The sequence below is a fragment of the Symbiobacterium terraclitae genome (assembly GCF_017874315.1).
GTDB classification, from domain to species: domain Bacteria; phylum Bacillota; class Sulfobacillia; order Symbiobacteriales; family Symbiobacteriaceae; genus Symbiobacterium; species Symbiobacterium terraclitae.
On record NZ_JAGGLG010000013.1, the window covers coordinates 63988 to 83309 of the forward strand.

Sequence of the window (19322 nt, forward strand, 5' to 3'; positions counted from 1 at the left end):
GATGCGCCGCGGCAACGGGGCCCCCCCTGTCCTTAGAAGGCGGGCAGCTCCTCGCCCGAGAGCACCCGCCGCTGCACGGCCACCACGGCCTCGGGCCGGATCCGGGCGCGCAGGAGGGCGGCCAGCGAGGCATCCGCGGACCGGACCAGCATGACGGCCTCCGTGTCGCCCGCAGGGGGGCTCTTCTGCCGCCGCAGCGGCAGCGTCTTGAGCCCGGGCGGGACCAGCGGCGCCCCGCCGTCCCAGACGGTGGCGTCGATCTGGCCGCGCAGCAGCAGCGACATCGCCTGGCCGTACGAGATTTCGACCATCTCCACCGACCTGCCCCGGCACTCGTCGAGGGTCAGCCGCATATGGTCATGGGAAGCGGGGTCCACGCCGACCCGCATCCCGTCGGCGATGCCGTCGGCATCCGCACGCACGAGCAGGACGTGCTCACCCACGCTGGACCCCGGGCCGAAGGAGAGCACCAGCCGCAGGTCGCCCGCGCCAGCCTCCGCCTCCCAGGCCATGCGGGAGGCGATGGCGAAGTCGAACCGCCCGGTGCGCAGGAGCTGGACGCGGCTGCGCCCGCCGCGCACCTGCGCCAGCACCAGCGGGATCTCAGCCTGTGCGAAGGCGCGCGTCAGCCCCGTGGCCAGGCCGGCGAAGTGGAGCGAGTAGGCCACGGGCATGACGCCGATGACGGTGGCCAGCCCGGCGCGGGCCATCAGCTTGGGGTAGTCCAGCCGGGTGATGAACGACCCCAGGCTGCCCCGGCGCTCCAGCGCCACGGCCCCCTCGTCGGTCAGCAGCTTCAGGGCGGCCTGGACGGTCCCGCGGCCCGTGCCGAACTCGGCGGCCAGCTCGCCCACGGACGCCAGGCGGTCGCCCACCCGGTGCGCCGCCAGCCGGCGCGCCAGCTCCTCGGCCACGGAGCCGTACCGGTGGAGCACGGCCTCCACCTCCCTCATCAGGCGATGAAACAAGTCTATTGTAGCAGACAAAGGCGCCTGCAGCCTCTGCATGACGTGCTGGCCGCGCGGGCGCTCCCGCCTCCCCTCCGCCGTTTTCGCCGGGGAGCGAGTCGGTTGTCCGCCGCGCGCACACCCGCTACACAGCGGCGACTCCGCGCGCGGGCCGGCTTCACCTTCCGCGCCGGGAGCCCCTGCCGCCGCAGTCGCCCGAACACGTGCGAATTCCCTTGCAATGAAGGAAACCCGACCGCCCGGGGCGAACCCTCATGTGATGAGGGAACCTTCACACCGCGCCGTGAAGTGCGGCTGCCTGCACCCCGGTCGACTCCCGGTAATCGGGTCCGGGGCGTCCTCGGTCGTGCCGTCTCTCTGTGCGCCCAATCGTACAGGTTTCTGTACGATATCCGGCCCCGGTTTCCTCCGACGTGCGACTAACCTGAGAGGAAGTGATCCCGCATGATCAGCACGCAGACCCTCGCCGGCGAACTGAAGGCGCTGCTCGGGGAGGACCGCGTCCTCACCGAGCCCGAGCAACTCACCCAGCGCGCCGTGGACACGTGGCCGCTGCGGCTGGTCCAGCAGGTGGCGGGCGCGCAGCCGGTCCTGCCGCGCCTGGTCCTGCGCCCCCGGTCCACCGCCGAGGTCGCCCGGGCCCTGGCGTACCTCAGCGAGCGGGGCGTCCCCGTCGTGCCCTACGGCGGCGGCTCCGGCGTCACCGGCGGGGCGGTCCCCACCGCGGAGAGCGTCGTGCTCGATCTGGGTGCGATGAACCAGATCCTCTCCCTCGACGCCGACAACATGACGGTCACGGTGCAGCCGGGCGTCCTGCTGGCCGACCTGGAGCGCTGGGTGAATGAGCGGGGCTTCATCACCGGCCACTACCCCCAGTCCATCGACGTGGCCCAGGTGGGCGGGCTGGTGGCCACCTTCAGCGCCGGGCAGTTCTCCACCAAGTACGGCAACATCGAGGACATGCTGGCAGGGCTGGAGGCGGTGCTGCCGTCCGGCGAGGTGGTGCGCGTCCACTGCGTGCCGCGGCGCGCGGTCGGCCCCGACCTGCGCCACCTCTGGATCGGCTCCGAGGGCACGCTCGGCGTGATCACCGAGGTGACCCTCAAGCTCTTCCCGAAGCCCGCCGAGCGCTGGATGCAGGCCTACGCCGTGCCCTCCATGCGGCAGGGCCTGGCGATCATCCAGCGGTTCATGCAGGCCGGCTGGAAGCCGGCGGTGGTCCGCCTCATCGACTTCATCGAGGCCGCCCGGCTGCTGCAGGATACCATGCCAGGGGAGGAGGCGCTCCTGATTCTGCTCTCCGAGGGACCGTCGGGCTGCCCCGCCGTGGAGGGCGCCGCGCTGGACGCGATTGTGCGGGACGGCGGCGGCCGCCCCATGGGCGAGCGGCCGGTGGAGCTCTGGCTGGAGCGGCGCAACGACGTCCACGAGTTCGACCAGTACATCAACATGGGCATCATCGTCGACACCATCGAGGTGGCCGCCCCCTGGACCCGCATCGCCGACATCTACGAGCAGGTGACGACCCGGGTGAGGGCCGAGGTGCCAGAGCTCGTCATCATCATGGGCCACTCCTCCCACAGCTACATCCAGGGCACCAACCTCTACTTCATCTTCGGCGCCCAACCGCCGCGGGACCCCGCCGAGGTGGAGCGGGTCTACTGGTCGGTCTGGGAGCGGGTGATGGCGATCACGCGGGAGTGCGGCGGCACCATCTGCCACCACCACGGCATCGGCAAGCTCCGGGCCCGCTGGGTGCCGGAGGAGCTGGGCAGCGCCTGGCCGCTGCTCCGCCGGCTGAAGCAGGCCCTGGACCCGGGCGGCGTGATGAACCCGGGCACCCTCCTTCCGCCCGAGTGACGGCCCCCTGGTGCACCCGAAGGAGGTGGTTGCGGTGACCCAGTATCCGTTCAGCGCAGCGGGCCGTGCGGCCGCGCTGCAGCGGCTGGCAGCGGAGACGTTCGACCTGCTGGTCGTCGGCGGCGGCATCACCGGAGCGGGTCTCGCCCGCGACGCGGCCCTGCGCGGGCTCCGCGTGGCCCTGGTGGAGAAGGAGGACTTCGGGCACGGCACGTCCAGCCGCTCCTCCAAGCTGGTCCACGGCGGCCTGCGCTACCTGGCCTACGGTGAGGTCCGCCTGGTGCGGGAGTCCGCCCGGGAGCGGGCGGTGCTCCGGCACATCGCCCCCCACCTCGTCCACCCGCTGCCCTTCGTCTTCCCCCTCTTCCGGGGCGACAGCACGGCCTTCTACCGGGCCGGTCTCATCCTGTACGACCGGCTGGCCGGCGTCTCGCCGGGCGAGAAGCACCGCATGCTCGACCCGGTCGCCGTGCGGGAGTGGGCCCCCGGGCTGCGCGAACCCCTGACCGGCGGCATCGTCTACGGTGAGTACATCACCGACGACGCCCGCCTGACGATGGAGAACGCCCGCGCTGCCGCCGAACTGGGCGCAGCGGTGGCCAACCACGTGTGCGCCACCGGCTTCCTGCAGGACGGCGACCGGGTGGTGGGCGCTACCGTGGAGGACGCCCTTTCCGGGAACGCCTTCCCCGTGACCGCCCGCGTGGTGGTCGTCGCCACGGGGCCGTGGGCGGAGCAGACGCTCGCCGCCGGTTCGATGTCGCCCCCCAAGCACCTGCTGCTCAGCAAGGGGGTGCACCTGCTCCTGCCGGCGGACCGCCTGCCGCTGGCGGGGGCCGTCACCCTGCGGCTCCCGGACGGCACCATGGGGTTCGCCATCCCCCGCTGGGGGTACGTCTACGTGGGCACCACGGACGTGCAGTACGCGGGCAGCATCGACGCCCCGGAGGCCGACCCCGCCGCCGTCGGGCACCTGCTGCACCTGGTGCAGTCCTCCTTCCCCGAGGCCGGCATCACGGAGGACGACATCGTCGCCACCTGGGCCGGCGTCCGGCCGCTGATCGCGCAGCCGGGCAGGTCCCCGCGCGACACCTCCCGGCACGACGAGGTGTGGCGCATCCAGCCGGGCCTGCTCGCCATCGTCGGCGGCAAGCTGACGACGTACCGGCAGATGGCCAACCGGGTCATGACCCAGGTGGCCCGGGAGCTGGGGCGAGACCTGGGCGACAACCGCCGGACCGCCGCCGAGCCCCTTCCGGGCGGACGGGTCGGCGCGGCCGGGTTCGGCGCATTCCGGGACCGGATGCTCGCTGCGTACGACGCGGCCGGCGTCCCCGCCCGGGCCACCGACCGCATCGCCTGGCTCTACGGCGGGGGCATGGAGACGCTCCTGGCCTACGGGGCCGAGGACCCCGCCTGGCTGCAGCCCCTGGCCCCTGGCGCGCCCGCCCTGCGCGGCGAAGTCCGCCTGGCGGTGGAGCAGGAGATGGCGCTCACCCTCACCGACTTCATGGACCGCCGCTCGGCCCTGCTGCTGTTCAGCAACGACCAGGGCCGCGCCGCCGCACCCGAGGCCGCCCGGATCATGGGCGACCTGCTGGGCTGGAGCGAGGAGAAGCGCGCCGCCGAGATGGAGGCGTACCGCGCGGTGGCCGATCGCCACGCCGTGCACCGCGTGGCGGCTGCCGCAGAGCCCGTGGGATAGCATCCGAACGCCTGGTGCGGGACGACGGCCGACACCGCCGGGCCCGATGACGGCGGACAGCACGGCGCGGGCCGCCGTCGGACGCTACCGATCCCGATGACGGCGGACAGCACGGCGCGGGCCGACGTCGGACGCCACCGATCCCGATGACTGCGGACAGCACGGGGCGGGCCGACGTCAGACGCCACCGATCCCGATGACGGCGGACATCACGGCGCGGGCCGACGTCGGACACCACCGATCCCGATGACGGCGGACAGCACGGGGCGGGACGACGGCGGATGCCACCGGGCCCGATGACGGCGGACAGCACGGCGCGGGCCGCCGTCGGACGCCACCGGGCCCGATGACGGCGGACGCCACGAGCAGGGGTGCTGGCGGACACCGCCGGGACCGATCACCGCAGGTGACGGTGACCCGTCAGCGTTCACGCGCTGCAGGGAGCACGGCCTCCGGTGCCGAACCTCTCCCGCATGAGCAACCTCGAACTACTCGCCAAGGAGATCATCGCCTGCGAGCGCTGCCCCCGCCTCCGTGCGTACTGCGCGGAGGTGGGGCGCATCCGCGTCCGCCGCTATCGAGACCAGGAGTACTGGGCCCGCCCGGTTCCCGGCTTCGGCGATCCCGCAGCCCGCCTGCTGATCCTCGGCCTCGCACCGGGCGCCCACGGCGCCAACCGCACCGGCCGCATGTTCACCGGAGACGACTCCGGCCGCTGGCTCTACGGCGCCCTCTTCGACGCCGGCTTCGCCAACCAGCCCCAGGCGGTGAGCCGGGACGACGGCCTGCAGTTGACGGATGCCTACGTGAGCAACGTCGTGCGGTGCGCGCCGCCGGACAACAAGCCGACCGCGGCCGAGATCGCCGCCTGCCTCCCCCACCTGGAGGCGGAGCTCGGCTTGCTCCCCAACGTTCGGGTGGTCCTGGCGCTGGGGCGGATCGCCTTCGACACCTACGTCCGCCTCCGGCGCGCACAGGGGCACGACCTCGGCCGGCCCGCCTTCCGCCACGGAGCCGAGTACCACTTCCCCGGGCTGCCGGTGCTGCTCTGCAGCTACCACCCCAGCAGGCAGAACACAAACACCGGGGTGCTCACCCCGGTGATGTGGCGGACCATATTCGCGCGGGCGCGGGAGCTGGTGGACGCCTCGCCCTAGTGCGGTCCGGGACCCCAGTGCGCGTTGCGCCGTCGTGCGGTGCCGGGCCATCCGTGCATGGTTCGCCGTCGTGCAGACCCGGGACCCTTACCCCAGCGTGGTGTCCAGCAGCATCATGATGATGAAGCCGACCAGCAGCATGTACGTGGCGGTGCGCTCGTTGCCGCGCTCGTGCGTCTCGGGGATGATCTCGTCGCTGATGACGAAGAGCATCGCCCCGCCGGCGAAGGCCAGCGCCCACGGGAGGATGGGGTTTGCCAGCGTGACGGCGGCCACGCCCAGCAGCCCGCCCACTGGCTCGACCAACCCGGTGAGGAGCGTGATGAAGAAGACCTGCCCCACCGGGTAGCGCTCGGCCAGGAGCGCCAGCGCCACCGCCATCCCCTCGGGGACGTTCTGGATGCCGATGCCGGCGGCCAGGCTCAGGCCGCTGCCCAGGTCGCCGCTCCCGAAGCCGACGCCCACGGCCAGCCCTTCGGGGAAGTTGTGGATCGTGATGGCGATGATGAACAGCCAGATACGCTGCAGGGTCGAGGTGGCCGCACCGCCTTCCGGCCCTTTGATGAAGTGCTGGTGGGGCGAGTAGCGGTCCACCAGGTCGAGGAACAGACCTCCCAGGAAGAGGCCGGCTCCGGCCACCAGCGCGCCGCGCAGGCCGCCGCCGGCCCTCTCCATTGCCGGGATGAGCAGGCTGAAGACCGTGGCCGCCAGCATGACGCCCGCGGCCATTCCGAGCATGCCGTCGTAGATGCGTGGCGATACCTTGCGGGTGATGACGGCCGGAACCGCTCCAACAACTGTCGCCAGACCCGCCGCCAGGCTGGCCACCAACCCGAGGACGATCGGGTTTGCACTCAGCAACCCAGTCATCGGTTTACCGACCTCCCGGGTGCATTTTACCACGTGTTACATACCACTGTAACCATCCCGCTTCCTGGTGCGACTTCCACCGCTCCTCCCCGGCACCTTCCCCGCTGCGCGCCCGAGGGTGCCTGAGTCTGGGTTCCTCACCCAACCGGGAACCCCCTCGTACGCACCCCCGTGGTACGTGAGTTTGGGCTCCTCGGTCACACCCCCGATACTCCGGCTCGTGTGCACCCCAGGGTACCTGAGTGCGGGCTCCGCGCTCACGCCCCGGCACTTCTCCTCGTCCACGCCCGAGGGCAATCAGGTACGGGCTCCCTCCCCGGGCACCCCCGCCCGTCCCCGGGGCATACGATGGACCCGAGGGAGTGAGTGACATGGAAATCGCCGTCGTAAGGCCCGGCGAGTCGCTCTGGCAGATCGCCCGCCGCTATGGGGTGACAACCGAGCAGATCGCCGCGCTGAACGGCCTCCGGGATCCCAACCGGCTGGTCCCGGGCCTGGCCCTGCTCATCCCGGTGGAGCGCCGGCACGTGGTGCGCCCGGGGGAGACCCTGTGGCGCATCGCGCAGACGTACGGCACCACCATCGACGCCATCGCCCGCGAGAACCGGCTCACCAACGTCAACCTCATCTACCCCGGCCAGATCCTGGTCATCCCCAGGGGAGATCGGCCGGTCATCGAGGCCAACGCATACCAGGCCAACCTGGCCACGGGCAACGTGTCCTACACCGCCGAAGCGGCGCCGTACTTAACCTACATCAGCATGTTCAGCGCGGCCGTTACCGAGGACGGCGACGTGGTGCCGCCCAGGGCCGAGAACTTCATCGCCGCCGCCAACCGGGGCGGGGCCGCCGCGCTCCTCACGTTGACGAACTTCCGGGGGTCCACCTTCAGCTCGGACCTGGCCTCGGCGTTCCTGAACAACGACGCGGCCGTCGCGCGGGCCATCGACGAGTTGGTGATCATCCTGCGCGTGCAGGGGTATGCCGGACTCAACGTCGACTTCGAGTACGTCTACCCCAGCGACCGGGAGCCCTACAACAACTTCCTGCGGAGGCTGCGGCCCCGGCTGCACGCCGAGGGGTTCAGCCTGTCGACCGCGGTGGCTCCCAAGATCTCGGCCGGTCAGCCCGGGCTGCTGTATGAGGCCCACGATTACCCGGTGCACGGCGAGGTCTGCGACTTCGTGGTCCTGATGACCTACGAGTGGGGCTACGTGACCGGTCCGCCCATGGCCATCGCCCCCCTGCGGCAGGTCCGCCAGGTGCTGGACTACGCCGTGACCGCCATCCCCCGGAGCAAGATCATGATGGGGATCCCCACCTACGGCCGGGACTGGCGGTTGCCCTACGAGCGGGGCGTCACGCGCGCCGAGACCTTCTCCCCGGTCACCGCCGTCAACCGGGCAATCGACGTCGGCGCCGCAATCCAGTTCGACCAGGACGCCCAGTCGCCCTACTACCGCTACTGGGATGCACAGGGCCGGGAGCACATCGTCTGGTTTGAGGACGCCCGCAGCCTGCAGGCGAAGTTCGACACCGTGAAGGAGTACGGGCTGCGCGGGGTTTCATACTGGGTCCTGGGAAACCCGTTCCCGCAAAACCTGCCGCTCCTGCAGGACAACTTCCGCGTCCGCCGCCTGCTCTGACCTCCGGAGACGCCGGGGCGCGGACCCGTGAGCCCCCGTCCGGACTTCACCAGTTCCGGCGGGGGCTTGATCCGCGTGGTAAGATATAGAGGTAACCTCCGCGAAAGAGGTGGGGTGGATTGTCGCTGCTGTATCCTCTCCGGTTCTCACCCCTGTTCAAGGAACGTGTGTGGGGCGGCCGCCGCCTGTCCCGGTGGTTCCCCGACCTGCCCCCCGGCCCCATCGGCGAGGCCTGGGTGCTGAGCGACCATCCCCAGGGCCGGACCCCCATCGCCAACGGTCCGTTCCGGGGCGAGACCATCCAGAGCCTCCGTCAGCGCCTTGCAGAGGCTTACCCCGACCGGGGCGACCAGCTCCTGCTGGGCAGGAAGGGCGTACATCCCCGCACCGGTGAGTTCCCGCTCCTCTTCAAGCTCCTGGACGCACGGGATGACCTCTCGGTCCAGGTGCACCCCGGCGACGATTTCCCGGGCCTTCCCCCCGGCGAGCTGGGCAAGAGCGAGATGTGGGTGGTGCTCGACGCAGAGCCCGGTGCGAGGCTGATCCACGGCCTGGCGGACGGCACGACCCGCGCCGGTCTCGCCGGGGCCGTCGCGCAGGGCCGCACGATGGAGGCGCTGCGCTCGGTCACCGCGCGCCCCGGCGACGTGTACTACGTACCCGCCGGCGTGGTCCACGCCCTGGGTGCCGGGCTGCTGGTGGCGGAGATCCAGCAGTCCTCCGACACCACGTACCGCCTGTACGACTACGACCGTCCCGGCCTCGACGGCAAGCCGCGCGAGCTGCACATCGAGCAGGCCCTCGCCTGCGCCAGCTACGCTCCGCCGCCTGCCCCCAGCCGGCTCCGGACGCCCGAGCCCAACCGGTGGGAGCCCCTGGTTACCTCGCCCTACTTCATCACCGAGTACGGACGGTGCATGAACTGCTGGTACGGGGCCACCGACCCGAACACATTCGAAGTGCTGATGATCCTGGAGGGCACGGGCACCATCGAGTGGTTCCGGGAAGGCGTGGAACCGGTGGCCGCCGGCCAGACGTGGCTCCTCCCCGCCGAAATGGGCCGGTACCGCCTCACGGGCGAGTTCAGCGCCCTGCGCGTGCGGATGCCCTGAGCTGCCCTCGGAGATACGTGGGCCCCTGAGCACGTGAGCCCCTGAGCACGTGAGCCCCTGAGCACGTGAGCCCCTGAGCACGTGAGCCCCTGAGCATGTGAGCCCCTGAGCACGTGAGCCCCTGAGCACGTGAGCCCCTGAGCACGTGGGCCCCTGAGCACGTGAGCCCCTGAGCACGTGAGCCCCTGAGCCGTCGCCCGGCGCAGGGGCTCTCTCGCGCCCGCCGGGGACCACCGGCGCTGATCAACAAGCCACCCGCCTCTTGCAGGATCAGCTTCAGGGCGGATGCCCCGGGTGGTGACAATGCCCGGGGGCACGAAGTAAAGGTCTCAGGAGCGGCCTGCGGCTCCGGCCAAGCCCGGGCGAACAGGGGCAGGCGGTGCCTCCCGACAATAGGGGGAAAATGGAACGGTATTTTTCACGAAATACAGGGAAACTGTCCCCCTATTCCCGCTGGCGAGGGGCCTGCCTCCCTGGAGGACGGCGAAAAGGATGCCCCCGGGTAGTACGAGAGGCCATTTTGGCGCCCCAACATACTCCCCAGGGGTATTCGCGGCGACAGATAGGGTGCCAGTTTCCCTGTAATCGGTGAAAAATAGGGTTCCAACTTCCCCCTATTCTCGGCGGCCCCCTCCGGAGCCCCGGGGGAGCGCAGGGCCCCTGCGAGCGCAGCGCCCCTAGAAGCGGAGGGCCCCCTGCGAGCGGAGCGCCCCCTGCGAGCCCAGCGCCCCCTGGGAGCGCAGCGCCCCTAGAAGCGGAGGGTCCCCTGCGAGCCCAGCGCCCCCTGCGAGCCCAGCGCCCCTGGAAGCAGAGGGCCCCCGGCCAGCTAGGCGCCGCCCAGACCGTAGGCCTCCCAGAGCACGCTGACCGGATGGACGGCCTGGATCCCGGCCTGGTACTCCATCTGCCAGCGGCAGGTCTCGCAGTCGGAGACGGCACGGGGCGCGCCGGCGGCCAGCAGCGCTTCGCGCAGCGGCTCGCCCACCTTCATGGAGACCTCGTACTTCTCCTCCTTGAACCCGTACGTGCCCGACGAGCCGCAGCAGCTGGCGTCGAGGTTCCACGCCTTGACGCCGGGGATGAGGTTGAGCAGCGTGACGGCCGGAAGGCCGATGCCCTGTGCCCGCTGGTGGCAGGGCTGGTGGTACGGCAGCCTCTCCTGCGTCGGGCGGAAGTCGGTCCGCAGCAGGCCCTGTTCGTGGCAGGCCAGCAGGAACTCGGAGATGTCGTAGACCTGGCGGGCCACTACGTCGGCGCCGTCCAGGTGGAGCACGTGCTGGTAGTCGTGCTTCAGGGTGAGGGAGCACGATGTGGAGCTGACGACGATGGGGATCCCCGCCTCGGCCGGCGCCCGCAGGTGGCGGAGGTTGAAGCGGCCGTTGCCCGCGGCTCCCCTCAGGTCGCCGTTGGCGATGATCGGCAGCCCGCAGCAGGTCTGCTCGGGCAGGATCACCTCGAAGCCGTTGTGCTCCAGCACCTCCACGACGTGCCGTCCGATGTGCGGCTCCATGTACTGCACGGAGCAGCCGTGGAAGTAGGCCACCTTGCCGTTGGGGGCGGGCCGGTCCTTCCAGGGCGACTCGTGCCGGGCGAACCATTCCCGGAACGAGTGGTTGGCGTACCGGGGCATGGGCTTGTGCCGGTCGATGCGCAGGACCTTCTCCATGGCCCACCGGACGGGGCGGTTGGCCAGCACGCCGTTGGTCAGCCATGGCATGCGGACTGCCACGGGGCCCACCAGGTACGTGTGGGTGAGTACCCAGTCGCGGAGCGAAAGGCCGCGGCGCCCGACCTTCTCCCGCCTTGGCACGGCGATCAGGTCGGCCGGGTGGATGCCCGACGGGCAGACCGTGTCACAGGTGCGGCAGCCCAGGCAGAGGTCCAGGTGGTCCAGCTCGGCGACCTCGCCGGCGGCCCGCAGGCGGGCGAGGCCGGGGCCGCCGTTCTTGGGCCCGGGGAACTCGGGCGCGACCCGCAGCATGGGGCAGTGCATCTCGCAGATGGTGCATTTCAGGCAGGCATCGTACTCGCTGATCACCGGCGCTCACCTCCATCCGACAACGCCAGGCACCCGGCCAGGCGGCCCGCGGCGCCGCCGGTGGCCACGGCAACGCCACCCCCGCAGCCCTCGGCGTAGGGGTCGTACCCGGCGAGCGTCCGACCGCAGACGAACAGGTTGGCAAGCCCCTCAGGCCGCAGCTCCTCGTCCACCGGCACGCCCACCCGCACGAAGGGGTGTCCCCCGGCGGGCAGGAAGTCGGCATCCGCCCAGCAAGACGGGTCGCGCGGCGCCGCAGCCTGCCGGGTGGAACCCTGTTCCTGCCGGGGCGCGTCCTCACCGGACGAGTCCCGTCGAGCCGGGGCCTGTCCGGAAGAACCCGGCGTGGCGACCCGCAGGCCGAAGAGCGGCTCCCGCACCTCCAGGCCCTCCGCCGCGATCCCGCCGCCCAGCAGGCCGCCCGTGGCGAGCACGTAGGCCTCCGCCTCGTAGGTCACCTGGCCTCCGGGACCCTCGCAGACGACGGCACGGACCCGCCCGTTCTCCACCTCCGCCCGCACCGCCCGGGCGCCCAGCGCCAGGTCGACGCCCGCCTGCTGGACGGCCCTGCGCAGGGCCTCAGCCAGCCGCAGGCCCGGCACGGACGGGGGCGGCAGCAGCACCTCCGCCACGCACATCCCCGTGGCCGCGGCCAAGTCCTCCTGCACCTTGACGGCCCCGGCGAGCCCGAGCACCGCGGGAAAGAGCACCCACCGGCGCCCGTGGGACGATCCCGCCGCCCCCTGGCCGGACGCTCCCGTCGCCAGGCCTGACGCCCCGATCGACAGGCCGGCCGCTCCCGTCGTCAGGCCGGACGCCCCGGCCGCCGGACCGGACGCCCCTGCCGCCAGGCCGGACGCCCCTGCCGCCAGGCCGGATGCTCCCGTCGCCAGGCCGGGGGCGACCGTCTCCACGCCGGACGCTCCCGTCGCCAGGCCGGACGCCCCGATCGACAGGCCGGCCGCGTCGCGGGCCGAGAGAACGGCGTCGATGACCTCTTCCCTGTAAGCCTCGTTCTCCAGCTGCCGGGCCAGGGCGACGGGGTGGACCTCCTCCGGATTGCCGGGCAGGTCGACCCAACTCCACGGCACGCCGCCCATCCCCGCCGCCACCACGGCGGGGTCGAAGTCGCGCAGACCGCGGAAGCCCACCACCCAGACGGGCTCGCCGGGCGGGGGAGCCGCCATTCCGGGGCCCACCAGGTGCGTCGGCCGGCGGGCACCCAGGGCGGTGATCACCTCGTGCTCCCCGGGCGAGAGCGGCCAGCCCACCCGGGCCATCTCAGCCCGGAACTCCGCGATCTCGTCCTCGACGACCGCCATCCCCAGCAGCCGGTACGGGTGCGCAGGGGGCAGGGCCTCGAAGGGGACGGCCAGGCGGTCGATGCAGCCCGAGGCCAGTTCCAGCACGCCGGCGCCCTCGGCCACCAGCGCGACCTCGGCGCCGGTCCGGCGGGCGGCCAGTGCAGCAGTCATGCCGGACAGGCCGCCGCCGATTACAAGGACCTCGGGGCGGCGCACCCGGCCCCTGAAGCGGGGGACGCCGATCGTCATCTCAGTCATGGCCGACACCTCCTGCCTCCGGCTCCATGGCCAGCTGGCTCCGGGCCAGGGCGTAGTTCAGCTCCGCCGCGCGCAGCTCCAGCCCTCCGAGTCCGCCCCGCACACCGCGCCAGCGCTCCGCCTGGAAGCGGGCGAGGAGCTCGGGAACCCGGGACGCTGGGATCAGGTCCGCCCGCACCAGGGCCAGGGCCGCCCGGTATCCGCAGAAGCCGCCCTGGCAGGTCCCCATGCCCAGGCGCGTCCGGCGGCGCAGGTCGCCCAGCGACGGGTTGTCCAGGCTCCGGGCGGTACCCACGAGCTCGCCGGCCGTCACCTGCTCGCACTCGCAGACGATCTGCCGCCCGCCGGGCTCCTCCATCGCCCGGATGATGTCGGGCAGCGACGCCGGGTGGCGGTCCGCCACGGCCCGCGCCCGCTCCGTGCCGACCAGGCTGGTGATGCGCGCCATCGCCCCGCGGTCGGGCGGGGGCAGGATCGGTTCGGTCGCCGTGCGGCAGGGGGCGGTGACGCCCAGGTGACTGGCGGCCACGTCCACCACCCGCTCGGCCATCAGGCGGTAGGTGGTGAGCTTGCCGCCCACGATGGAAACCAGGCCCCCCACCCCGTGCTCGGCCTTGTGGTCGACCACCACGAAGGTGCGGGAGAGCTCGCGGGTGTTGCCGCCGCTGCGGGAGCCGTAGAGGGGCCGCACGCCGGCGAACGCCCGCAGCACCCGGGCGCTGGCTGCCAGCGGCAGCATCTCGGCGCCCAGCCGCTTCAGCTCCTCCACCTCGCCGGCGGGAACGCGGATGTCGTCGGGATCCGGCACCGGCGTGGCGGTGGTGCCGAGGAGCGTCACGCTGCCGGTGGGGACGAAGATGTCGCCATTGCCGGGCTTGCGCAGCCGGTTGACCACCCGGCTCGTCAGCCGCCCGTGGTAGACCAGGAGGACGCCGCGGTCGGCCACCACGTCCAGCTGGATACCGGCCATGGCCGCGATCTGCCCGGCCCAGGCGCCGGCGGCGTTGATCACCATCTCCGCCTCCAGCCGCTCCTCCTCGCCGGTGGCCAGGTTCCTGAGGCGCACGCCCGCCACGTTGCCGCCGCTCATCAGGAGGCCCTCGACCCGCCGGTAGGTGTACACCCGGGCCCCGTAGGCTTCGGCGGCCGCAACGTTGCCCTGCACGAGCCGCCAGCCGTCGACGGAGGCGTCGGGCACGGCGTAGGCCTCCCGCACCGACTCGGCCAGCAGCGGCTCCTCCCGGCGCAGGCGGTCGACGTCCAGCTCCTCCACGGCGATGCCGGCCTCCCGGCAGGCCGTCACCCACTGTGCGGCGTAGGCCGGATCGTCCTGCTCGAGGCGGACGAACAGCCCGCCGCAGGGCTCCACGGCAAAGGGTGCGATCCGCCGCACGATCTGGTTCTCCTCCGCGCACTCCCGGGCGGACTCCGCATCCTTCACCGCGTAGCGGCCGCCGCTGTGCAGCAGGCCGTGGTAGCGGCTGGACGTGCCGTGCACCAGGTCGCCCTGCTCCACCAGGGCGGCCTTAATGCCGCGCAGGGCCAGATCCCTGAGGATGCCGGCGCCCGTTGCCCCGCCACCGATCACGATGGCTTGCAGCACGCATCATCTCTCCTTTCACGGCGAAAGCCCCACCAGGGACACGCCTCAGTCGGCGTGCCCTGGTGGGGCGACTCTCCCTGTCTCAGCGCCCTTGTTCCGACTCCAGTGTACGATAGGCGCACTCGGGCCCGTAAGGGTCGTCGGACCTAATCCGCGTAGTCCGAACGTGCCAGTGCGTGCCAGGCGCGTATGCCTAGGTACCGGATGGCGGGCCGCGGTGCTCCGGGTTCTGGTGAGCGAGCGAGTGCGCCGGGCAACTACCGGCCCCGGCGAGCGGGCGAATGCGCCGGACCGCTACCGGTTCTGGTAGGCAGGTGAAGGCGCCGCGCTGCTATCGGTTCTGGTAGGCAGGCGAAGGCGCCGCGCTGCTACCGGTTCTGGTCGTCAGGCGCAGGCGCCGCGCTGCTACCGGTTCTCGGTCAGCGCCAGGAACTGCTTCACGTCGGCCACCGAGACATCCACGGCCTGCTGCCAGAAGTCGGGCTTGGTAAGGTCGACGCCCAGGTGCTTGGCGGCCAGGTCCTCGACCCGCATCCGGCCCGTGTCGCGCAGCAGGTCGACGTACCGCCGGGCGAAGGACGGCCCCTCGGCCACCGCACGGGCGTAGACGCCCGAGCTGAACAGGAAGCCGAAGGTGTACGGGAAGTTGTAGAACGGCTGGCCGGTGATGTAGAAATGCAGCTTGGAGGCCCAGAAGTGCGGATGGTACTCCGAGAGGGCGTCGCGGTATGCCTCCTTCTGCGCCTCGACCATCAGCTGGTTGAGCCGGGCCACCGGCAGCAGGCCCTTGTGCCGCTCGGCGTAGAAGCGGGTCTCGAACAGGAAGCGGGCATGGATGTTCATGAAGAAGGCCACGGCCCGCTCGGCCTTCCCGGCCAGCAGCGTCAACCGCTCCTCGTCGCTGCCCGCGGCCTTGAGCGCAGCGTCGCTCACCAGCAGCTCGGCGAAGGTGGACGCGGTCTCGGCGACGTTCATCGCGTAGCCCTGCGCCATCTGCGGCAGGTCGTTCATCACCGACTGGTGGTAGGCGTGGCCCAGCTCGTGCGCCAGGGTGGAGACGTTGTCCAGGGTCCCGCCGAAGGTCATGAAGATGCGGGACTGGTGGCTCAGCGGGAACGAGGTGCAGAAGCCGCCGGGCCGCTTGCCGGGCCGGTCCTCGGCCTCGATCCACCGATTCGCAAAGGCCTGCTCAGCAAAGCGCGCCATGTCCGGCGAGAAACGGCCGAAGTGCTCCACGATGAAGGCCGCGGCCTCGTCGTAGGTCACCTTCGTGCTCGAGCCGCCCAGCGGGGCATCGACGTCGTACCAGGCCAGCTTCTCGAGCCCCAGGAGCTTCGCCTTCCGGTTGAGGAACTCGACGAAGATCTCCTTGTTCCGGTCGATGACCGCCCACATCACGTCCAGCGTCTCGGGCTTCATGCGGTTGGTCTCCAGCGGCTCCGACAGGATGGAGTCCCACCCCCGGTGCTTGTAGAGCTGGATGCGGAAGCCGGCCAGGTGGTTCAGCGCCGCGCCGATCAGCTCTGCCTGCTCGCCCCAGGCCTTCTCCCAGCGTGCGAACAGCTCGGCCCGCACGGCCCGGTCGGGGTCGTGCATCCGGTTGAAGGCCTGACCCGCCGACAGGTGGACGGTCTTGCCGCCCTCCTCCCACGGGATCTGGATCCGGGCGACGAGCTCGTCGTAGAGCCGCCCCCAGGCGTGGTAGCCGTCCACGGCCAGGTCGCCGGCCAGCGACTCCCGCTGCGGGTCCATCCGCATGGCGGCCCGGGCCCGGCGCTCCCGCAGGGGGTAGGCGATCCCGGCGAAGTCAGGCCGCTCCACCAGCGCCGTGAACACGTCCTCCGGCAGCTGGCTGATCTGGTGGTCCATCAGGGTCGTGGCGTTGCCGGCGGCCGCCCTGATCTGGCTCAACCGGCCCTCGAGCAGCTTGGCCCCCTGGTCGGCCATCGACTGGGCGGTCAGGCAGGAGATGAACGCCCCGGCCTGCCGGAGGTGCCGCGCCACGTCCTGAAACTCGGTGAGGAGCGGCGCCCAGGCGTCCAGCTCGGCGGGGCTCTGGGGCACCTGCGCCGCCTCCAGGCGCTGCTTCAGATCGGCGACGCGGGCGGCGAGGTCGTCGAGGAATGCGCGGAATTCGGGGGAGTCGCTTCCCCCGGGGAAGAAAACGTCGAGATCCCACGTCTGGCTCAGCGGTGCCTGCACGATCATCTCATCCTCCCTCGTGGATATCGTTGCCACTGGCTCCGACTCTTAGCGATTCGGGCTTGACACGGCCATTCCCTGCGGATAAAGTGGTCGATAAATACTCATGATTGCTGCAGGCGATGACGAGGGCGAGTAACCGGCGCGCGCCGTCCCAGAGAGCGGGCCACATCGCTGCGAGGTCCGCACGGCAGACCCGGCGAAGATCCCCTTCGAGCCGCCACCCGAGCCCCTGCGCGGGGTAGGCGTGGCCGGTCCTCCCCCGTTACCGGGAGGCGACATCGACCGGTGTCGGCTGAGGAGGCCGCCTGCGCGCGGCAAATCCGGGTGGTACCGCGGAGGCCACGAGGCCCCCGTCCCGTATGGGATGGGGGCCTTGTCCATTCTTCCCACAAGGAGGTCGAATGAGGTTGTTGGCTGTCACTCTGTATGACACGACCCTGCGCGACGGGTCCCAGCGGGCTGGCATCTCCTACTCCAGCCAGGACAAGGTTCGGATTGCCCACCGCCTCGCCGACCTCGGGATCCCCTACGTCGAGGGCGGCTGGCCGGGGTCGAACCCCAAGGACGGCGAGTTCTTCCGCCTCCTGCGGGAGCGGCCGCTGCGGGGCGCGAAGGCCGTGGCCTTCGGCTCCACCTGCCGGGCCGGAAACGCCGCCGAGTCGGACGCCACCCTGGCGGCCCTGCTGGAGGCCGGCACAGAGGCGGTGGCCCTCTTCGGCAAGAGCTGGGACTACCACGTCACCCGGGGGCTGGGGACCACCCTGGAGGAGAACCTCCGGATGATCCGGGAGTCCGTGGCCTACCTGAAGCGGCAGGGGCGGGAAGTGGTCTACGACGCGGAGCACCTCTTCGACGGGTTCCGCCGGAACCCGGAGTACGCCCTGGCGACGCTCCGGGCCGCAGTCGCCGGCGGCGCGGACTGGGTCGTGCTCTGCGACACCAACGGCGGGACGCTGCCGGAGGACGCCGCGGCGGTGGTCCGGCGGGTCGCCGCCGAACTGCCGGGCGTCCGCCTCGGCATCCACGCCCACGACGACAGCGGCCTCGGCGTGGCCGTCACGCTGGCGGCGGTCCGGGCGGGGGCGACGATGGTGCAGGGGACGATCAACGGCTACGGCGAGCGCTGCGGCAACGCCAACCTCTGTGCGATCATCCCCAACCTCCAGCTCAAGATGGGCATCCCCTGCCTCCCCGAGGATAAGCTGCGCGAGCTGACCGCGGCCAGCCACTTCGTCAGCGAGGTGGCGAACCTCCCCCCCTGGGACGCGCAGCCCTTCGTGGGCCGCAATGCCTTCGCCCACAAGGCCGGCGTCCACGTGAGCGCCCTGCTGAAGGATCCGGCGATGTACGAGCACCTGCCCCCGGAGACCGTCGGCAACGAGCGGCGGGTGCTGGTCTCCGACGTGGGCGGCCGCTCCAACCTCCTGGCGGCCTTCGGCGACCAGCTTTCGCCGGCCGAGGCCGCCGCCCTGATCCAGCAGGTGAAGGAGCGGGAAAGCCGGGGCTTCCAGTACGAGGGCGCCGAGGCCTCCGTGGCGCTGCTCACCTACAAGGGAAAGGCGCCGTTCGAGGTGCTGGGCGTGAAGCTGATGGTCACCGGCGCCGCCGACGGACCAGCCGAAAGCGAGGTCGCCATCAAGCTGCGCGTCGGCGACCAGATCGTCCACACCGCCGCCGAGGGCAACGGGCCGGTGCACGCGCTGGACCAGGCGCTCCGCAAGGCGCTGACCGAGGTCTACCCCTCCGTCTCCCGCATGCAGCTGCTGGACTACAAGGTGCGCGTACTCGAGGGCTCCCAGGGCACGGGCGCCGTCGTGCGGGTGCTCATCGAGTCCGGCGACGGCGAGGAGCGCTGGTCGACGGTGGGGGCCTCGTCCAACATCCTCGAGGCCTCCTGGCAGGCGCTCACCGACAGCCTGGCCTACTTCCTCATCTTCCGGGAAGGGGCGGGATCCACCGCTGCCGCGGACTAGAACCCGCGCTGTCCCGCCCCGGGTCAGGACCCGCCCGGCGGGGAGAACTGTCCGGGCGGCGTTCCGCGGCCCCCGATGGCAGCGCGCGCCGGTTGCCCCGGCGAGACAGGAAAAAAGAACCGACCCTGCCCCACGAGGCAGGGTCGGTTCTCTGCTGTGCAATCTGGTGCAGATGGGGAGACTCGAACTCCCACCGGGAGTGGTTACCCGACACGGTCCTGAGCCGTGCGCGTCTGCCAATTCCGCCACATCTGCGAGATGTCCACCTAGCGAACCGACGGTGCGCTGCTGCCTTCCGACCCTGACGCGTTTCCGCCGGCCCGCTAGCGGACTGGTGGAGCTAAGGGGAGTCGAACCCCTGACCTCTTGAATGCCATTCAAGCGCTCTCCCAACTGAGCTATAGCCCCGTATGTGGTGGCCCAGGCCGGAATCGAACCGGCGACACCGCGATTTTCAGTCGCGTGCTCTACCAACTGAGCTACCGGGCCGTATGCGCCGGATATGATGCTCCGGCGGAACTCTATGTTACCGTATCCGCACCGCTTCGGCAAGTCCGAGTTTCTCCCACCAGCTGTGCCACCGCCGCCATGTCTCTTCCAATCGCCGTCTTCCGCCCCGAAGG

The 19322-nt window shown here is 71.3% G+C and carries 12 protein-coding genes, 3 tRNA genes and 1 other RNA gene; 6 read left to right on the top strand and 10 right to left on the bottom strand.

What is annotated here, in order from left to right; translation table 11 throughout:
* Positions 1-32: 32 nt before the first annotated feature.
* Positions 33-935: a GntR family transcriptional regulator YhfZ gene (yhfZ, locus tag J2Z79_RS09305; RefSeq protein WP_209466593.1), complete on the bottom strand. Its 903-nt coding sequence runs from the start codon at positions 933-935 to the stop codon at positions 33-35.
* A gap of 477 nt (positions 936-1412) precedes the next feature.
* Between yhfZ and J2Z79_RS09310 the strand changes: the two genes are divergently transcribed.
* The 3 genes from J2Z79_RS09310 to J2Z79_RS09320 all read left to right on the top strand — a co-directional run bounded on the left by J2Z79_RS09310 (position 1413) and on the right by J2Z79_RS09320 (position 5690).
* Positions 1413-2828: an FAD-binding oxidoreductase gene (locus J2Z79_RS09310; RefSeq protein ID WP_209466594.1), complete on the top strand. Its 1416-nt coding sequence runs from the start codon at positions 1413-1415 to the stop codon at positions 2826-2828.
* 34 nt (positions 2829-2862) lie between these two features.
* Positions 2863-4533 (top strand): glycerol-3-phosphate dehydrogenase/oxidase, encoded by a 1671-nt coding sequence (locus J2Z79_RS09315; protein WP_209466595.1) that lies wholly within the window; start codon positions 2863-2865, stop codon positions 4531-4533.
* A 455-nt stretch (positions 4534-4988) separates the two neighbouring features.
* Entirely contained in the window at positions 4989-5690 is a 702-nt protein-coding gene (locus J2Z79_RS09320; RefSeq protein WP_342589458.1) for a uracil-DNA glycosylase, read from the top strand.
* 87 nt (positions 5691-5777) lie between these two features.
* Here the strand turns inward: J2Z79_RS09320 and J2Z79_RS09325 are convergent, their stop codons facing one another.
* Positions 5778-6560, bottom strand: coding sequence for a ZIP family metal transporter (locus J2Z79_RS09325; RefSeq protein WP_209466596.1), 783 nt, complete (start codon positions 6558-6560; stop codon positions 5778-5780).
* Between the two features lie 371 nt (positions 6561-6931).
* On the opposite strand from J2Z79_RS09325, the gene J2Z79_RS09330 reads away from it, so the two are divergent.
* Together J2Z79_RS09330 and J2Z79_RS09335 are read left to right on the top strand one after the other, a co-directional pair.
* Positions 6932-8206, top strand: a complete 1275-nt coding sequence (locus tag J2Z79_RS09330) for a glycoside hydrolase family 18 protein (protein WP_209466597.1) — start codon at positions 6932-6934, stop codon at positions 8204-8206.
* A 119-nt stretch (positions 8207-8325) separates the two neighbouring features.
* Entirely contained in the window at positions 8326-9318 is a 993-nt protein-coding gene (locus tag J2Z79_RS09335; RefSeq protein ID WP_245302511.1) for a type I phosphomannose isomerase catalytic subunit, read from the top strand.
* Positions 9319-10144: 826 nt separating this feature from the next.
* Here J2Z79_RS09335 and J2Z79_RS09340 read toward each other — a convergent pair.
* The 4 genes from J2Z79_RS09340 to J2Z79_RS09355 form a co-directional block, all read right to left on the bottom strand.
* A complete protein-coding gene (locus J2Z79_RS09340) occupies positions 10145-11356 on the bottom strand; it encodes an anaerobic glycerol-3-phosphate dehydrogenase subunit C (protein ID WP_209466598.1) in 1212 nt (403 codons plus the stop codon).
* Complete coding sequence (locus J2Z79_RS09345) at positions 11353-12918, bottom strand: anaerobic glycerol-3-phosphate dehydrogenase subunit B (RefSeq protein ID WP_209466599.1); 1566 nt, start codon at positions 12916-12918, stop codon at positions 11353-11355. Before J2Z79_RS09345 ends, J2Z79_RS09340 begins: the two co-directional genes overlap by 4 nt.
* Positions 12911-14521, bottom strand: coding sequence for an anaerobic glycerol-3-phosphate dehydrogenase subunit GlpA (gene glpA, locus J2Z79_RS09350; protein WP_209466600.1), 1611 nt, complete (start codon positions 14519-14521; stop codon positions 12911-12913). The genes J2Z79_RS09345 and glpA overlap by 8 nt, the downstream gene beginning before the upstream one ends.
* 405 nt (positions 14522-14926) lie before the next feature.
* Positions 14927-16729, bottom strand: a complete 1803-nt coding sequence (locus J2Z79_RS09355; RefSeq protein ID WP_245302512.1) for a M3 family oligoendopeptidase — start codon at positions 16727-16729, stop codon at positions 14927-14929.
* Positions 16730-17127: 398 nt separating this feature from the next.
* Here J2Z79_RS09355 and cimA point away from each other — a divergent pair, with 398 nt between their 5' ends.
* Positions 17128-18699, top strand: coding sequence for a citramalate synthase (gene cimA, locus J2Z79_RS09360; RefSeq protein ID WP_209466601.1), 1572 nt, complete (start codon positions 17128-17130; stop codon positions 18697-18699).
* 164 nt (positions 18700-18863) lie between these two features.
* Here cimA and J2Z79_RS09365 read toward each other — a convergent pair.
* From J2Z79_RS09365 to J2Z79_RS09380, 4 genes are all read right to left on the bottom strand, one after another.
* Positions 18864-18954, bottom strand: a tRNA-Leu gene (locus J2Z79_RS09365).
* Positions 18954-19035: signal recognition particle sRNA small type (ffs, locus tag J2Z79_RS09370), an RNA gene on the bottom strand. The genes J2Z79_RS09365 and ffs overlap by 1 nt, the downstream gene beginning before the upstream one ends.
* Positions 19032-19107, bottom strand: a tRNA-Ala gene (locus tag J2Z79_RS09375). Before J2Z79_RS09375 ends, ffs begins: the two co-directional genes overlap by 4 nt.
* 5 nt (positions 19108-19112) lie before the next feature.
* Positions 19113-19188, bottom strand: a tRNA-Phe gene (locus J2Z79_RS09380).
* Between the last annotated feature and the right edge of the window lie 134 nt (positions 19189-19322).